Origin of the sequence: Paenibacillus sp. Soil766 (genome assembly GCF_001428105.1) — a bacterium.
GTDB lineage: Bacteria > Bacillota > Bacilli > Paenibacillales > NBRC-103111 > Paenibacillus_E.
Map to the genome: position 1 here is coordinate 217,115 of NZ_LMSJ01000005.1, position 17,980 is coordinate 235,094.

The 17,980-nt window shown below is 43.4% G+C and carries 7 protein-coding genes; 6 read left to right on the forward strand and 1 reads right to left on the reverse strand.

Going from position 1 to position 17,980, the window contains the following annotated elements:
- The first annotated feature begins 200 nt into the window (after nt 1–200).
- The 5 genes from ASG89_RS35055 to ASG89_RS05480 all read left to right on the forward strand — a co-directional run bounded on the left by ASG89_RS35055 (nt 201) and on the right by ASG89_RS05480 (nt 13,591).
- Complete coding sequence (locus ASG89_RS35055) at nt 201–7,178, forward strand: GH32 C-terminal domain-containing protein (RefSeq protein WP_235549621.1); 6,978 nt, start codon at nt 201–203, stop codon at nt 7,176–7,178.
- Between the two features lie 707 nt (nt 7,179–7,885).
- Entirely contained in the window at nt 7,886–8,884 is a 999-nt protein-coding gene (locus ASG89_RS05465; protein ID WP_235549622.1) for a substrate-binding domain-containing protein, read from the forward strand.
- A gap of 101 nt (nt 8,885–8,985) precedes the next feature.
- A complete protein-coding gene (locus ASG89_RS05470) occupies nt 8,986–10,542 on the forward strand; it encodes a sugar ABC transporter ATP-binding protein (RefSeq protein ID WP_057309453.1) in 1,557 nt (518 codons plus the stop codon).
- 8 nt (nt 10,543–10,550) lie between these two features.
- Nucleotides 10,551–11,516 carry an ABC transporter permease gene (locus ASG89_RS05475; RefSeq protein ID WP_200963431.1) on the forward strand — a complete coding sequence of 322 codons (966 nt, stop codon included), beginning with the start codon at nt 10,551–10,553 and terminating at the stop codon, nt 11,514–11,516.
- 17 nt (nt 11,517–11,533) lie between these two features.
- Entirely contained in the window at nt 11,534–13,591 is a 2,058-nt protein-coding gene (locus ASG89_RS05480) for a methyl-accepting chemotaxis protein (protein ID WP_057309455.1), read from the forward strand.
- A 292-nt stretch (nt 13,592–13,883) separates the two neighbouring features.
- On the opposite strand, the gene ASG89_RS37485 is transcribed toward ASG89_RS05480, so the two are convergent.
- On the reverse strand, nt 13,884–14,036 hold the full coding sequence (locus ASG89_RS37485; protein WP_235549623.1) for a hypothetical protein: 153 nt from the start codon (nt 14,034–14,036) through the stop codon (nt 13,884–13,886).
- Nucleotides 14,037–14,379: 343 nt separating this feature from the next.
- On the opposite strand from ASG89_RS37485, the gene ASG89_RS05485 reads away from it, so the two are divergent.
- Nucleotides 14,380–17,937: an FIMAH domain-containing protein gene (locus ASG89_RS05485; protein WP_235549624.1), complete on the forward strand. Its 3,558-nt coding sequence runs from the start codon at nt 14,380–14,382 to the stop codon at nt 17,935–17,937.
- Nucleotides 17,938–17,980: the final 43 nt, after the last annotated feature.

The window sequence follows — 17,980 nt, forward strand, 5'->3', positions numbered from 1 at the left end:
CGCTTCCACTGATCCGTAATTAGTGATAAGAAAAGCAATGCCGTCATGAAAATACAGCAGGGTAGAGAAGAAATCAAATAAAAGAACACCCAATAGAAAATTTTCAACAGTTACGAGAAGATTTTCTATTATTATTAATTTTGATCGAAGGTATGATGAAGACACACACATACACAGAAAAAAACTCGAGCTATTATTTTATGAAAGGGGTTACAGAAATGGCGATTAGCGCCCGAAAGGTAAAAAGAAATGTTGCGCTTGGTTTAGCTAGTTTTATGTTATTTTCAAATGTATTTGCTTTTAGCGGACTATCAACATCCGCGAATGCTTTACAACATCCTGTCAATATTGAAAACCCCGATTTCGAAGCAGGCGATCTATCAGGATGGATGTCAACCGGGAGTGCTTTTAGTGATCTTCCCTCATCATTACCCAATTTTTGGGGAGATCATCCTTTTAAGCAGAACGGGGCTTATCACGCATGGGGATGGAATTCGGAAGCAGTAGATCCAAGCGATAGCAGCATAAACATCTCGGATTCCAGAACAGGAACGTTGAAATCGAGTACGTTCAGGCTTTCTGGAAATGGCGAGGTTAACTTCCTGGTTGGCGGAGGCAATGATATCGACAATGTATATGTTTCTCTCGTTCGCGCTTCTGATCATACAATCTTGTTTAAAAGCGCGGGGTTCGCATTGCCAGATCAATATGAAAGATATGTACGAGTGAATTGGCAAGCTCAGGCATACATAGGGGAAGATCTCTATATTGAAGTTGTGGACAATAGCACAAGTCAGCACATTAATGTGGACGATTTCCATGTATACAATGTAACGAATAGTATTGACAATCCAAGCTTCGAAACAGGAAGTTTGAGTGGTTGGAACGCCAAGGGGGATGCTTTTACAGTCTCAAATGCGTTAACCTATGGTGAGGTGCAAACCCCTTATTATCAAAAAGGAAAGTACTTTGTATCCGGCTTGACTGGTGATGCCGGAAGTACAGAAGCAAAGTCAGGCTCTCTACAGTCTGCCTCATTCAAGCTGGAAGGAACAGGCGAAGTAAACTTTCTTATCGGCGGAACGAATGATATGGATCATACTTATGTTGCTCTATTCAGAGAGTCCGACGATACAGAATTATATAGAGCAACCGGTTCATCACTAGGTGATGGTCCCGAATCCATGAGAAGAGTGATCTGGGATGCGTCCGCTCATCTTAGCGAAGTGGTCTACTTGAAAGCTGTTGATCTGGGTCAAGGACATATCAATGTTGATGATTTCCACGTATATAATACCATTCATAACATTGTTAACCCTGACTTCGAAACAGGCGACTTAACTGGATGGACGGTTGAATCCGGAGAAGTGCCAGGTCAAGTTTCGCCAACCGTAAAATATTGGCATGAAAATCCGATTAATAAGACAGGGCAGTTCCATTTCTGGGGCGATGACATGAAGCAAGGTTCAATCAAATCCAGTGTGTTTGTCCTTGGCGGAACCGGCGAAATTAATTTCATGATGGGTGGCGGAAATCTCGATACACAGTATGTTGCTTTAATACGTGCATCTGACAATACGGAACTGATGAGAGCAAATAATACACAATTTGCAGATTCTGAGGCGTATGCAAGAGTGATGTGGGATGCTTCGGCTTATCTAGGCGATCAAGTCTATTTAATGCTTGTGGACCAGATTGCAGCAGGCGGATGGCAGCACGTGAATCTTGATGATATCCATGTTTATAATCTGCCTCATGATATTGTGAACCCTGACTTTGAAACCGGGGACTTGGCGGGTTGGACTGTTGTCAGTGGCGAGGCGCCTGGTCGGGTTACTTCTGAAGTTAATTACTGGCATCCTGACCCGATTAATAAAGTAGGTGAATATCACTTCTGGGGTGATGATTGGAAGGAAGGCAGTATCCAATCAAGCACCTTTGTGCTAAGCGGGAATGGTGAAATTAATTTCATGCTAGGCGGAGGTAATTTCCCCAAAACGGAGTATGTTGCGCTTGTTCGCGCTTCTGACGGGAAAGAACTAATTAAATCCACACATACTGCTCATGCAGGTTCTGAAGGGTATGATCGAGTTGTGTGGGATGCTTCTGCATTTACAGGTGAGGAAGTGTATCTGAAAGCAGTGGATAGCGTGCCTGGCGGCGGATGGCAGCATATTAACCTTGACGATATTCACGCATTCAACAACGATCCAGCCGATATCTTGAATCCAAGCTTCGAAACAGGCACTTTAGAGGGCTGGCAAGCTGCAGGTGATGCTTTTACAGGAACTGTTTCCTCTGAGACAATGTCGGGTGAAGCCCCAATTAACAAGATAGGCAATTACTATATTCAAGGCTTAGCTGGCGCCGGTTCGGGTAATGCTAGTGCAAGAACAGGCTCTCTCCAATCGTCAGTCTTTAAACTTGGTGGCAACGGTGAAATTAACTTTATGTTAAGCGGTAATCATGATCCGAGTAATCTATACGTTGCGTTAGTAAATGCGGAAGACGATTCAATCCTATTTAGTGAGACACCGGCAAATGGTGAGTTAAACCCTGAATATCTTCGACGGATCGTTTGGGATGCCAAAGCCTACTTAGGGCAAAAGGTGTTTTTGAAGGTGATGGACAATAGCCTAATAGGACATTTGAATGTCGACGATTTCCATGTTCGCAATACAGGTTCTCCTTCTTACGTGATGAATAATGAAGATTTTGAAAAAGGAGATTTATCTGGATGGACAGTAGGTGGCGACGCTTTTTCAATTTCTGATCAATACACTGATTCTTCGGGAATTGCCTACGGGCAACAGCGTAATTATCATGTTGTTGGAAATAACGAAGCGACAGGCACTTTAACATCCAACACATTCAGACTGGCAGGAACAGGGACTGTTAATTTTAAAATCAGCGGAGATATAGACGTTGACCATCTTTATGTGTCATTAGTTCGAGCATCGGACAATAAAGAATTGTTTAGAGCAACAGCTCACAACTCTAACCGTTATCAAACTGTTACTTGGGACGCTTCGAAATTTATAAACGAAGAGCTTTATTTCTCCATTGTAGACAACGTGGCGACAGGTCATCTTAATGTCGATGATTTCAACTATTATGTGTCTCATGAAGTTATGAATAGCGATTTTGAAAGCGGAGACCTGCGTGGTTGGAAGGTCGTTGAGGGTAACGCTTTCGATGATACGCTTACCAAGCAGGATAAATTCTGGGGAACAAAGCCATTTATGCACAATGGACTGTATCATCTATGGGGGTTTCAAGGTGGTGGAGACGGTAGAAAGGGAATTATGGAATCCAGCCATTTCATCGCTTTAGGCGATAAGAATATCCCTACATCGGGAAGATTAACTTTCCTGATGGGAGGTGGTTCGGATATTGACAACTTATATGTTGCTCTTATAAGGGATCGAACAGGCGAGATTCTTAATAAGACGACAGGTAATAGTGATGAACAATATTCTGAGCATGTTTTTGATGCTACCCCTTATGCCGGGGAAGAACTATATTTCAGAGTTGTGGATCAAACAACTGCCGGATTTGGTCATCTCAACCTGGATCGCTTTGTGACGATGAATGCTGTTTCACAATTGGAAAACCCTGATTTTGAAACTGGTGATTTATCTGGGTGGACGCTGGAAGGTGAAGCATTCGCAGATTCTGTCTCAAATTTACCTGGGAATGGAAACTATGGAACGTATTATGTGAATGGGAATAAAGCAAGTAACCCTGCCTTGACAGGTACATTGTCATCCAAGGTATTCGAGTTGACGGGGACTGGAATTCTGAGCTTTTTGGTCGCTGGAGGCAAGGATGCTGATCAGCTACATGTAGCCCTAGTCAGAGCTTATGATCATATGGAATTGTTTAGAGCCACGGGATCGGACTCTGACCTATTTCAGGATGTTACATGGGATGCTTCAGCTTACCTAGGGGAAGAAGTATATGTTAAAGTCGTGGACAATAAGACCTCAGGCACTTTTGGTTATATCAGTGTAGATGATTTTCAACTAAGTATACCGCGTGAAAGCTATTCGGAACCATACAGGCCACAGTTCCATTATACACCTGAAAAAAATTGGATGAATGATCCCAACGGTATGGTCTATTATAATGGAGAATACCATCTGTTTTACCAGTATACGCCGTTTTCCACATCCCCTGCTTTCGATAAGATGCATTGGGGGCATGCGGTAAGTACAGATCTAACACATTGGAAAGAACTCCCACCAGCGATAGCGCCTGATGAACATGGTGCCATATTCTCAGGCGGCGCTGTAGTAGATGCGCATAACACATCTGGATTATTTAATGAAGAAGGCTCAGGTCTGGTAGCGTTTTATACGCAAAATGGATCACAGCAGGTGCAGAGTATCGCTTACAGTAAAGATAGTGGCAGAACCTGGACGAAATATACAGGAAATCCTGTCCTGTTGCCAGGAGCTGCCGCGGATTTAAGGGAACCTAACGGAACCGCGCCTGATTTCAGGGATCCTAAAGTATTCTGGCATGAGGCTACATCCAAATGGATTATGTTATTAGCTGTAGGTCATCACATCGAGTTTTATTCATCGCCCAACTTAAAAGAATGGACTTATGAAAACTCATTTGGAGCTGACGGACTTGGATCACATTATGGCATCTACGAGTGCCCTGATTTGATCGAATTGTCCGTCGATGGAGATCCAACCAAGAAGAAATGGGTTATGATCATTAGTACCGGTGATGGTAACGGAAACAGAAGAGATGTTGACCCTCAGCCTCCTGGTAAAGGATCGGGTATGATGTATTTTGTCGGTGCGTTCGATGGCAAAACCTTTACACCAGATGAACGGCCAACTCCTGATCAATCCAATTGGATTGACTATGGTTCCGATTTCTATGCAGCAGTAACATGGAGCAATATTCGAGATGAGCAAGGAAGACCCTTATGGCTCGGCTGGATGAATAACTGGAGATATGCGAGCAATACGCCTACAAGTACTTGGCGTGGTGGAATGAGCATTCCGCGTACGATCGAGCTTAAGACGACAACGGATGGAATCCGTCTGATTCAGGAGCCGATTCAGCAGCTAGAACAATTAAGAAAGCCGGTTCTAAATTGGACCAATTTCCAAGTTCAACAGGTTAATAATGTATTGCAAGCCGTATATGGAAGTACAATGGAAATTGTCGCGGAATTTGGTATTCAGGATGCATCGGAATTTGGATTCAGAATTCGTAAGTCCAATTCGCAAGAGACAGTGATCGGGTATGACACGTCAAGTCAAAAAGTATTTGTGGACCGTACGCATTCAGGAGGGCCTGACGTAAGTGATATTGTCCCTGTCCGACAAGAGGCTCCTCTGCCTCCGGAAAATAACAAAATTAAACTTCATATCTTCGTAGATGAGGATACCCTTGAAGTGTTTGCAAATGATGGAAGAAAAGTTTTCACAGATCAAATATTCCCTGATTCGAACAGTAAGGGCCTTGAGCTTTATGCAGAAAATGGGGAAGTGAACGTCAACTCTTTACGTATTTATCACCTTGACACAATTTGGGCAGATAGGGCGATCAAGAAGCTTCAAATGGATAAAAGAAGCTATACGATTGAAACGAATGGAACCTTCCCAACCGTTGTATCGGCTCTTGTTTTAAGTCCAATGAATCACACTGTAAGCCAAGCGGTATATGGCGGTGCCATTCAAGATGCAAGCAACTCTGTAACGGGAATCGTGTATGGGGGTTGGCAGGGTATGCCATTAACGGTGTATGGATATGGCGATCTGACAAGCAAACAAATTGTTACGGACCAAGCTGTCTTCAAAAGCTCTGATCCTTCTGTAGCCAGCGTGAATGATGCCGGCATCGTATATGGGAAGCGACTGGGTCAAACCTTGATTACAGCTGCGTATAAAGGACATGTGACAACAGCTTCTGTCACGGTCTTACAATCAAATGAAACTCCTTCAGAACCTACGCCAGTAATCCCAGGTGTGGACACAACGCCTAACAATCAGGGCCGACTTGTTGTTCCGACTAGTATAAGTAATAAAATTGCTGTGGGAAAAGTTTCGAAAGAGACGTTGAATAAAGCGTTGGATGCAGCTGGGATTGACGCTAAAGGCACCAAAAAGATAACAATCGAATTGGATAAAGCGGATGATGTTAACGGATACAGTATCGAGATACCATCTACGTTTATATCTAGTGACCATGCTAATCGACAATTTGAAATTCGTAGTCCAATAGGTACCATGACTTTATCGAGTCAGATGTTTACCAAAGCCGCATTCAATGAAAATGACAACATTGTATTAAGTATGACCCTTGCGGATCGTAATGCAGCTGGTGGCGGTAAACAATCTGAAATCGGAGCAAGGCCGGTTCTTGAATTAATCGCCACTTTGAATGGTAACGTACTTCCATGGCGTAATGCGGATGCTCCTGTACAGGTAGCTATCCATTACACGCCTTTAGCAGAAGAAATGAATCATACAGATCATTTAGTTGTCTGGTATCTGGATCCATCCGGCAGCATCGCACCTGTTCCTAATGCCAAATATAATAAAGCAACGGGTGAAATGAACTTTAAAACAATCCATTTCAGCCAATATGCGATAGCTTACGTGAATAAGTCCTTTGATGATCTTAACGATTACGCTTGGGCTAAAAACCAGATCGAATTCCTTGCATCTAGAAGCATCATTAAAGGCACAACAGAGACAGCCTTTGCTCCGCAAAAGGATATTACAAGGGCAGACTTTGTTCTACTGCTAGTACGCGCACTTGAATTAACGGCTCAAGCGGATTCCAACTTTGATGATGTTAAATCGGATGATTATTACTATGAAGCGGTCAGCATCGCCAAAAGGCTGGGTATTACCAATGGCATAGATGGAAGTTTTTTTAATCCGAACGCTTCGATTACAAGGCAAGATATGATGGTTATGCTGAGTAGAGCGATGGATGCAGCGAAACGCGAAACAGCCATAGGTACAAAATCAGATTTGAGTATTTTCCAGGATCGTAATGATATTTCGTCATATGCCATAGAAAGTGTTTCTTCTCTTGTGAAATCCCATATTATTGATGGTAACAATGGGAAGATTCTTCCACTCGATCATACGACGAGGGCTGAGACGGCAGTAGTGCTTTACCGATTATTGTTACAGGAATAAGCGTAGCTACAACCATCAATGTTTGGCTGCCTCTCGCAGAGTAGAAGTAATAAGAAATAGCCCTAGCCTGTCATAACAGGCCAGGGCTATTTTTAGTTTTTTCGTTTTGGTGAATTATGCGGAAGGGAGAGAAACATCATGCTAGGTCTTTTTTACCACATAAGAAAGTATAAGTTTTCGGTACCTGAAAACCGCTTTCTTATTGGCGATAAAACCTACCTCTCTTGGGGGCCCCACAAAGTAATCGGACTTTGCTTCGAAGGTTAGCATCACTTTGTGGGGGAGAATAGCGGTCGCTCATCTTTGAATGGCCTCGATAGAGGTTTTCTCATATTTGAATGAAGATAGTAGAAAATATTCAACAGTTGAGAGAAGATTTTCTATTATTTTTTGTATTTATCACAGGTATGATGAAGACACAGAAAACATACATCCACTCTTTTAGGGAGGTGAGGTTTCTTGTAGGTAATTGATTAGTATCAATCATGCATGACTTCATTTGGGGGATTTATTTGTATCAAAAAAGGAGGGAGTAAAGAACATGCTAAAGAGATTTACAATTGGCTATTTGTGTCGCTAAACGTGATAGTCAATTGGACTCTAAAACATGTTCATAGAAAAACATTTACACTTTAATTAAGACCTATCTTCTTAATGTCCGCCAAACTTTTTTTTGAAAAATTATAATAATTCGGAGGAATTTGAAAATGAAAAACATGAAGATTTTCTTGTTGCTATTTGTTGTATTTGCACTTTCGGCTTGTGGTAAAGCAGTAGAAACAAAACCCGCAGCAGCAACTGGGGCGCCAGCGGAAACAGCTAAAGCTGCGAAAGCAGCAGATCCGACACCCGGGAAAAAAGTAGTTATCGGTTTGACTGTACAAAACTTAAGCAATCCTTTCTTCGTGGCGATGTCCAAAGGTGCAGCAGAAGCTGCCAAGAAACACGGTGGTGAAGTAATCGCCGTTAGCGCAGAAGATAATTTGGCTACACAAACGGCCCAAATCGAAGATTTTATTACCAAAAAAGTGAGTATGATTATTCTAAGCTCTGTAGATACCAAAGGTATTGCAGCAGCGGTGGGTCAAGCTAAAGCAGCAGGTATCCCAATCATTTCTGTCGATACAATTTCTGAGGGCGGTGTTAATGCGAGTGTAACATCCGATAACGTTCAAGCAGGACGTATAGCGGGTGAATACTTGGTCAAACGGTTGAATGGAAAAGGAAATATTGCCGTATTAGATGGACCGCCGGTGTCCGCTGTAACAGACCGTATTGCAGGATTTAATGAAGCTCTCAAAGCAGCTCCTGGAATTAAAATAGTTGCTAATCAAAATGGTAACGGTAATCGTGAAACATCGCTTGCTAAGATGGAGACCATCTTACAAGCAAACGGCAAAGGATCAATCGACGCTGTATTTGCTATTAATGATCCAACAGGTATTGGGGCTAAAATTGCTGCAGAGCAAGCTGGTCGCGACAAGGAAATGTTTATCGTTGGTGTAGATGGATCTCCGGATGCAGTGACGACACTTAAAGAAAACAAAAGCTATGTTGGAAGCTCAGCACAAAATCCATTCAATATGATTACAATTGCAGTTGAAACGGCATTTAAAGTTCTTGCTGGTGAAAAAGTGGAACCATTAATTAAACTTCCAACTGATTTCATTACGACAGAAAACGTTAAAGACTATAAAGGCTGGTAGTATTATTCTTGCGATGTGGTTACTCTCTACCTGAGTGCCACATCGTATTCATTCTATTTTCATTAAATGATATTAATTATTAAATTGGTTGGAGTGAGAATATGGAAGCTGTGCAATCGGAAATTTGGAAGAATAATTCCTCTGAATCGTCGTCACAAGTGTTAAGCATGCGAGCGATCTCCAAGTCTTTCTCAGGGGTTACCGTATTAAAAAACATAAATATCGATCTGCATAAAGGTGAAGTACATGCATTAATGGGAGAAAACGGTGCCGGTAAATCGACGCTTATGAAGATTATGGCAGGGATTCACCGTCCAGATAAAGGCGAAATATTGTATCGAGGGAACTTGATCACATGGTCTAATGCCATGGAAGCGCGCGAGAAAGGCATCAGTGTCATTCATCAAGAGTTGAATCTTTCGCCGAATATAACCATAGGTGAAAATGTATTAATGGGAACCAAATTCCCGAAAAATAAGTTCGGTATGGTGGACTGGAAGAAAGTTCACGAACGAGCCCATTCGTTATTAAAATTAATCGGATCTGATTTAGATCCTAGATCGTATGTCTCAAGCTTAAGTGTTGCTCAACAACAAATGGTGGAAATCGCTAGAGCCTTATCAATAGAAGCAGAAGTTCTGGTGATGGATGAACCAACAGCTTCATTAACCCACAAAGAAATAGATAAGCTGTTTATTATTATTAATGAGTTAAAGCAAAAAGGTGTTGCAATTGTTTATATTTCACATCGTATGGATGAAATTTTTAAAATTTCTGACCGCTGTACCATTTTGCGTGATGGAGAATGGATTACAACAATTCCTATCGCCGAAACCAATCCGGATCATTTGGTTAAGACAATGGTTGGTCGTGAATTAAACGATTTATTTCAAAAACCGCCTTCACATACGACCTGGATTAAAGATAAAACACCGGTTCTAGAGGTAAAAGGTTTATCTGATAACAAAAATGTAAAGAATATTTCGCTCGAGGTGCATTCTGGAGAAATTGTTGGCATTTCGGGATTGGTAGGGGCAGGAAGAACCGAATTAGTCAGAGCGATCTTTGGTTTATCGGAAATATCATCAGGTGAAATTCTGATTAACGGTCAACCGGTGAAAATCTCTTCTCCAGAAGATGCTATACGATATGGTATTGCTCATGTTCCAGAAAGTCGCAAGGAACAAGGGTTATTCTTGAATATGTCTGTCAAAGAAAATATTATGATGGCTGAAATGTATAAATATCGAAAAGCAGCTCTCTTAGATTGGTCGCAAATAAGCAATGAAGCTGATGAGTTTATTAGAGAATTAGGCATTAAAACGGCAAACAAAGAACAAAAGGTGGTCAGTTTAAGCGGAGGAAATCAGCAAAAAGCACTACTTGCACGTTGGTTATCCATACAGCCTAAAGTGCTTTTGTTAGATGAACCGACAAGAGGTGTTGACATTGGCGCTAAAACTGAAATTCATAAAGTTATTTGTAAATTAGCCAAAAACGGTCTTGCTGTGTTGGTCATTTCCTCTGAACTGCCAGAAATCTTAGCACTGAGTGATCGTATACTTGTTATGCATGAGGGGAAATTACGTGCAAACCTCGGGCGCGAAGAAGCTACACAAGAAAAGATTATGTACTATGCAACGGGGGAGATCAAATGAGCACTGGAATGGAAGTAGTCGTAAATAAAAAACATAATGTTGGGTTATCCTTGAGAAAAATTTGGAATCAATTAGGCATGTTAATTGTATTAGTTGCTATTTGTATCGTACTTGCTATTTTTGCTCCTAATTTCACAGATATGGGGAATATTCTCAATATATTAAAACAATCATCCGTTAATGGAATTCTTGCTGCAGGTATGACATTAGTTATCCTGACTGGTGGGATTGACTTATCTGTGGGATCTACGATTGCACTTTCGGGCGTTATTTCCGTCCTGCTTTCTAAACAAGGAGTTAATCCTTTTATAGCCATGTTCGCTGGGATTGCGGTGGGATATGCTGCAGGGTGGATCAATGGGTTTCTGACTGCAAGAACCAAATTACCTTCCTTTATTGTTACATTAGGGAGTATGACTTATATTAGAGGCGCTGCTTTTGTAATAAGCGGAGGATTACCTACGATACTGGCTTCGGAACCATTTAAATTTATTGGATCAGGGAAGATATTATCGGTCCCAACTCCCATCTACATCATGCTTACTGTATATATTGTTATGTTTATCGTACTTAAATACACGATGTTTGGCAGACATATTTATGCGATTGGCGGTAATGAAGAGGCAGCAAGATTAACAGGCATTAAGGTTGAAAAGACATTGATAAATGTGTACGCCATTAGTGGTTTATGTGCAGGATTAGCTGGTGTAGTTCTTGCAGGGCGTTTAATTTCCGGTCAGCCAAATGCTGGAAGCATGGCCGAGCTAGATGCTATTGCTGCTGTTGTTCTCGGAGGCACGAGCCTAGCAGGGGGAATTGGCCGCATTCAGATGACTATTATTGGTGTGTTAATCTTAGGTGTAATTAGAAATGGGTTGACACTCTTAAATGTTAGCTTCTTTTGGCAAACCGTTATTACAGGTGTTGTTATCGTACTTGCGGTGCTTTTGGATCGTCTCCGCAGCGATAAGTAAGAGGAAGGGCTGTTAATATGGTGAAATTACATTTCAAGAGCATACGTACTCGCACATTAGTGACGATTCTACCATGGTTAATTTTATCTATGTTTGTGTTGTTTGCGTTAAGTTATAGTTATTCTAAACAAATTATTAATGCGGAAATCCAAGAAAAAATGGAATATCAATTAAACGCAACGATCAACAATATGCAAACGATATTAACAGCTCACAGTAAAATACCTGAAAGCTTAGCGCGCACGATTGAACCTGTAGGGGATAAGATTGATAAAGGAAAATATTTTCAAATTATCCAAGGTTTGTTGTCGACAAACCCGGACACCTTTGGAGTTGGGATCTGGTATGAGCCCTATCAATATAAAAACTATTTGCAATATTACAGTTCCTATGCTTACCGGGATAACGGTCGCATCTTATTTTCTAATGATTACGATACGAAAGAATATAACTATCCTGAAAAAGATTGGTATTTACTTGGCAAAAACACAAAAGAAACCAAGGTATGGACGGATCCATTTTTTGATAAAACTGCGGGTGCTATGATTTTAACAACGGCGGTTCCCTTTTATACTAACAATAAATTTCAAGGGGTAGTTACTGCCAATATCAATTTGACTAGCTTGCAGCAGAAGATTTCAGACATTCAAGTTGGAAAAAGTGGATGGGCATTTTTGTTGGATCGAAATGGGAACTTTATTGCTAATCATGATAACCAGAACTCAACCAATCATCAAATCATGGATGACTCTAATGCCAGTTTGGCACAAATTGGCCAACATATACTGTCGAATAACAAAGGGAATGCCACTTTTAGCGACGATAGAGGATCCAATACCGTGTATTTTCAGACGGTTCCGGATACATCTTGGAAACTTGCAATCGTCATATCACAGGGGGAGCTTTATCAGAAATTAAACGATTATTTTATCCTCTCACTGATGATTATAATTGTGTTAATATGTTTTGTTATCATGGTGATTTATTTCTACAGTTTATACATTACTAATAACATTAAGAGGGTAAATATTTTTTCTCAATCGATGTCAAACGGTGATTTAACCCAGACTATACCTGTGAGAACGGTCGATGAATTCGGACAAATGGGCACGAATCTAAATTCAATGGCAAGTAACATGAAGTCCATTTTATTTCAAGTATCTGCAAGTGCGAAAAGCGTATCTGAAACTTCTGTTCTTTTATCTGGAAATGCAGAACAATCCGCGAAAGCAACAGAAGAAATTGCACAATCGATTCAAGAAGTAGCGAGTGGTACGCATACACAACTTTCATTAACGGATGAAGCTGTTGAAGAAACAACAGACATGTTTGTGAATATCAATAAAATTACGCAACAAATTGAACTTGCAAGCCAATCAGCAAAGGATGCGCTGCAAACGGCCATTGAAGGGAAAGCGGATATTGTGGAAGCAATAAATCAAATCAATTTGATTTCACGAAACTCTCTCGATTCGGTTGGAATAGTCCGACAGTTAGAAGATAAGTCCAGAAAGATCAATCATATTATGACCCTACTATCCACTATCGCCAAGCAAACGAAAATGCTTGCTTTAAATGCAGGTATTATTGCCTCCGAAGCTGGATCAAATGGAAAAACATTTTCGGTGATTTCTCGTGAAATTCGCCTTCTTGCTGAAAATTCTAGTAAATCAAATAGTGAGATCGAAACATTAATAACAGAGATCCAGGAGGATATCTCGCAAGTAGTGAAAGCGATGGAAAATGGAGATTCATCAATTCAAGAAGGGAAGCTGCTTACGAAAAAGGCTGGAGATTCCTTCTCTACGATTCTTAACTTAGTCGATGGTGTATCTGGGCAAACGGGCGAAATGACCAATGAAATTATAATGATTCAAATGAATATGCAGAAAATGGTTAAAAACATGGAGGTAGTTTCTAATCTCTACGGAAGTTCAGCAAATTCAACCAATCACATCTCGGCAACGACACAGGAACAGACAGCGGCAATCCAAGAAGTTGCTTCCTATTCCAACGAATTAGCCCATATGGCTAAGGTCTTACAACAATCTGTGGCTTCATTTATACTCAAGTAATTCGTAGTTGGATTTTTCTTCAAAAATACTTAGAACACAATTTTATACAATTAAACAAATATATACAAAAAGAAGCGGACATCTGATGATACTCAGTTGTCTGCTTCTTTTTTGAAAGGGTAGTAATCTATCCTTAAAAAAACCTTTACAAAAACAAAGAGGAAACGTGGCCTTGATGGCGAAAGATATTTATCAGTAATTAATAAATCAAATAGTTTTATAAATTAATTACTAAGATGGAGCTGTTTCCTGTACTTCGAAATCATTGTGAAAATTGAAAACAAGGAGATGACTAACAAGTGAAAAAGAAACTGTTAACCCGCTGCTTCAACTGCCTGATGGCCGTGCAGCTTGTCGCCGGCTCTCTGCTGACGTTAAGTAGCCCTGCAGCTGCAGAAAGCGCAGCCGCCATCGAAGCGGCAGCTGGAATCCCCCGCATGCTCATTACTGAAATGGTCCCTGACTCCGGTGGAGACGATGCACTGGGAGAGGATCCCTACGAGTACCTAGAGGTTTATAACAACAGCGACCAGCCGATCGACTTCAAGGACTATTCTATCTTATACAGGTACCCGGGGGAGCCCGGCCAGGATTTATTCTGGCGGCCTTATACCGATAAACAGATTATCATCCAGCCTAAGCAGGTCATGGTTTTCTGGGCGGTTACGGCGTCAGGGGAGCCCAAGACGGTGGCTGACTTTAATCAGCATTTTCAAACCTCGCTCGTCGAAAATAAAGACATTGTCCGCATTCCCGGAGGTATTAATAATCTGAGGGAAAGAACCCTCGTGGTGGCTACCAATACAGGAACCGACATCGTGCGAGCGAGCTTTAATCCAGGAGTGATCGATACAGCTGCGGATCTGAGTATCGAGTACGGCGTTCCAGACGCCGGCAGTCTCGATATGAAGAAGCTCAGCTCCAAGACGTTGCCGGCTTCCCCGGGAACCTTCAACCCGGATAACGTGTCGGCGGAGCCTGTCCTCACTGTGAACGATCCTGTCGCACCGATGGTAAAAGATCTTACGGATCCCTCCGGCATTGACCTGATCAAACCGATTGAGCTGATGGCTGAAGCGGCGGATGACCGTCTGCTTGCTTCCGTTAATCTATACTATAAAACCAACAAGACGACGAATTATAAAATGGTAACCTTGCCGCGTGGCGCCGACGGACGCTTCCGCTACTCGTTGGAGATGATGGAATGGTTCGGGAGCCCGACGCTCGACTACTATTTCCAAGCATCCGATACCTTCAACAAAACGTCAACGGCTCCGAAAACAATCAGCCTTGCCGGGAATGAGAAAAGCCCTGCGCTGAACGTTCTTGATGGCGATGTTCTGTCTGGTGAGCGAGTTCTGATCGGTTCGTCTACCGCCGCAGAATCCATGTCGCTGTCGATCGACGGTCAGCCGGTCAGTCCAACGGAACGAGCCCTGGAGAAAACGGCTTATTTTGTATTTGAAGCGGACGACATAAATGTAGGGCAGAACGTGACCACCATGGGCAGCGAGACGCTGTACTTGATTCCGTTCCAAACCAATGATTACAAAACCATGGTAGTGCCGGTACGGCCCGATTTGTTCAAGTACGGTCAGGCGAATCCGATTGCCCTGCGCGCGGGTTCATCAACCCGGCCTTATTATGAGAACCAGCCGGAGCCCGGCCTGGATGATTTCAATATCCGCAATGTCCGGCTTGTTTTGGCGGACGGTACGGTCATCCGCGACCCGAAATATGCGAATCCGGCAACCATACTGGACATGGGAGATAACGGACGTTTCCTTCCGGTAGTGTACTTCAACTTCACGATTCCCGAGCGCTATTGGGACGGCATTTCCTACCGATGGAACACTGCAGCAGCTGCTGACGGACTTCATCGGGTCGAGGTGTCGCTGCCTGACGGCAGCAAGGACACAGCGAGCGTGGTGGTAGACAATCAAGGGCCTGTTATAACGGCGAATATTATAGAAGGCAGTAGTTACAAAGGGGCTTTTGAGATACAAGCTTCCGCATCCGATGCGGCTTCCTTCGTCAAATCCTTCGAGGTGAATCTGGATGGCAAGCTAGTTGAGGTTCCGTATTCCACCTCTTCTGCAGCTCTCACTCCGGGGGAGCATAATCTTGTGCTTAAGGCTGTAGATGCAGGGGGCAAATCGACGGAGAAAACGATCAAGTTCTCAACTCCTGCAGAGCTTCCGGATAAGCCACTCCTGGCGGCGCCGGCGGACAAAGTACAGGATACGGACACGAACGTGAGCCTGCAGGTATCGGTTTCCGATCCGACAGGCGACCCGTTAAACGTGAAGTTCTTTAAAGGGCAAAAGATCACCGCCGCGGATGCGGGAGTGACCGCTTATAAACATGCGGCTGATGTGGAACCCCCTCTGACATTGACAAGTCCTGGAGAAACGCAGCTGACTACCGAAGAACAATCAGCCGCTGGAACTTCCGATGACCTTTACGTCACTAGCGACTCTACTGAACAGTTTCCTTATCAGCGCTTTGATGTGGAAGCAGGGGCGGAAACCGGCGCCGGCGACCTTCTCGAGCTAAGTTGGGAAGGGCATTCGCTCAAGGGCCGTAAAGTAGGTTTGTACGCATGGAATTATACTGGGGCAAAATGGGATTCTCTGGCGTCCACGGTGGCTGATTCCGAGGAAGACTTTACTCTCTCAGCGGCGGTGGACGGCGGCAATTATGCAAGAAACGGAAAAGTCCAAGTCCTGATTCAGGATGAGATTCCGCGCCGTGAGCAGTACGATTTTACTATTGCCTCTATACCGGACACCCAGATCTATGCGGAAATTCAGCCGGAGTATTTTGAGTCCCAAGTCAATTTCTTGCGCGATGCCAAAGAATCGATGAATATTCAATATGTGATGCAAGTGGGGGACATTGTAAACTCCGCAGGCATCAAAGGACAGTGGGAACGTGCGGATAAGTTTATGAAGGTGGTGGAAGACGCCCAAATTCCATGGGGTTTAGTCGCGGGCAACCATGATGTGTTCGACGGAGGAGCGACATCAGTGCCGGATTACTCGGAATTCTCGAAGTATTTCGGAGAGAACCGCTTTAAGGATAGGCCTTACTACGGAGAGTCATACAAAGATAACAAAGGTCACTATGACCTGATATCGGCTAGCGGCAACGATTTTATTTTCGTCTACATGGGCTGGGGCATGAACGATGAGGATATGGACTGGATGAACAGTGTTCTGAAGCAGTATCCGGATCGTAAAGCGGTCATTGTGGTTCATAATTATTTGCAAAATAACGCAACGAGATCCGCAACGGGTAACGAGATTTACCAGAAAGTAGTAGTTGCGAATCCTAACGTATGGATGGTTATGAGCGGTCATTTCACTGGAAGTGCGCTGCGTACCGACCAGCTTGACGATAACAAGGACGGACAGCCGGACCGCAAAGTGTACCAGATTCTTAACGATTATCAGGGCATTCCGAACGGCGGAAATGGATATTTGAAGCTTCTGCATTTTGATACAGAGACGGATACCGTCTATGTTAATACGTATTCGCCGTATTTGGACGATTACAATTATTACGATCCAAGCAAGGACGAGTTTAAGCTTTCGGTGGATCTGAAGCCGATGGTGAAAAGAGTGGCGACCGACGCGATGACGGTAAAAGTGTACGCTAATGATGCGATTGGATCGGCGCAGGCGGCCAGCGGTTCCACAGCCATGGTCAACTGGAACGGCCTGAAAGGAAGCACGAATTATGAATGGTACGCACTGGCGGAGGACAGCTTCGGCGGACGGACGTACTCGGATATTTGGTCCTTCCTTACTCGTCTAACCGTTGCAGCGCCGCAAGGCTTGAAGGTGGCAAACGTGACCGCGGGTTCGGCGCAGCTGAGCTGGTCCCCGATAACCGCATCCGACGGAAGTAGCGTGACCTACCAGGTGTATGGCAGTCATGGGGCCGTCACTACGGTGACCGGCGCGGTGTACAATTTGACGGGACTGGAGCCGGATAAGGCGTATGCGTTCCAGGTCAAGGCCGTACACTCGTCGGGAGCGGTATCTGTGCTCAGCGAGCCGGTAAGTTTTAAAACATCGATCGACCTGCCTGCGCTGCAGAATGGTCTGCAGCGCTTTATTGCCTCCGGCAAGGTCACCCATCCGCTGGCCAAGCAGCTGGAGAATGCGCTGAGCCAGGCGGAGAGCCATGTGCAGAAGGGACAGCAGGATCAGGCAGCCAAGAAGATCGAGGACTTTATTAAGCACCTCAATAATAAAGCACTTCAAGAATTGGCGTCAGCGGACGCCCGACAATGGCTGAATGATAAAGCTGAGGCCCTGTTTCGCATCTGGGGCAGATAACCTGGCTGCAAGGCGATAATAAACGAAAAGCCCCTGGAAGATT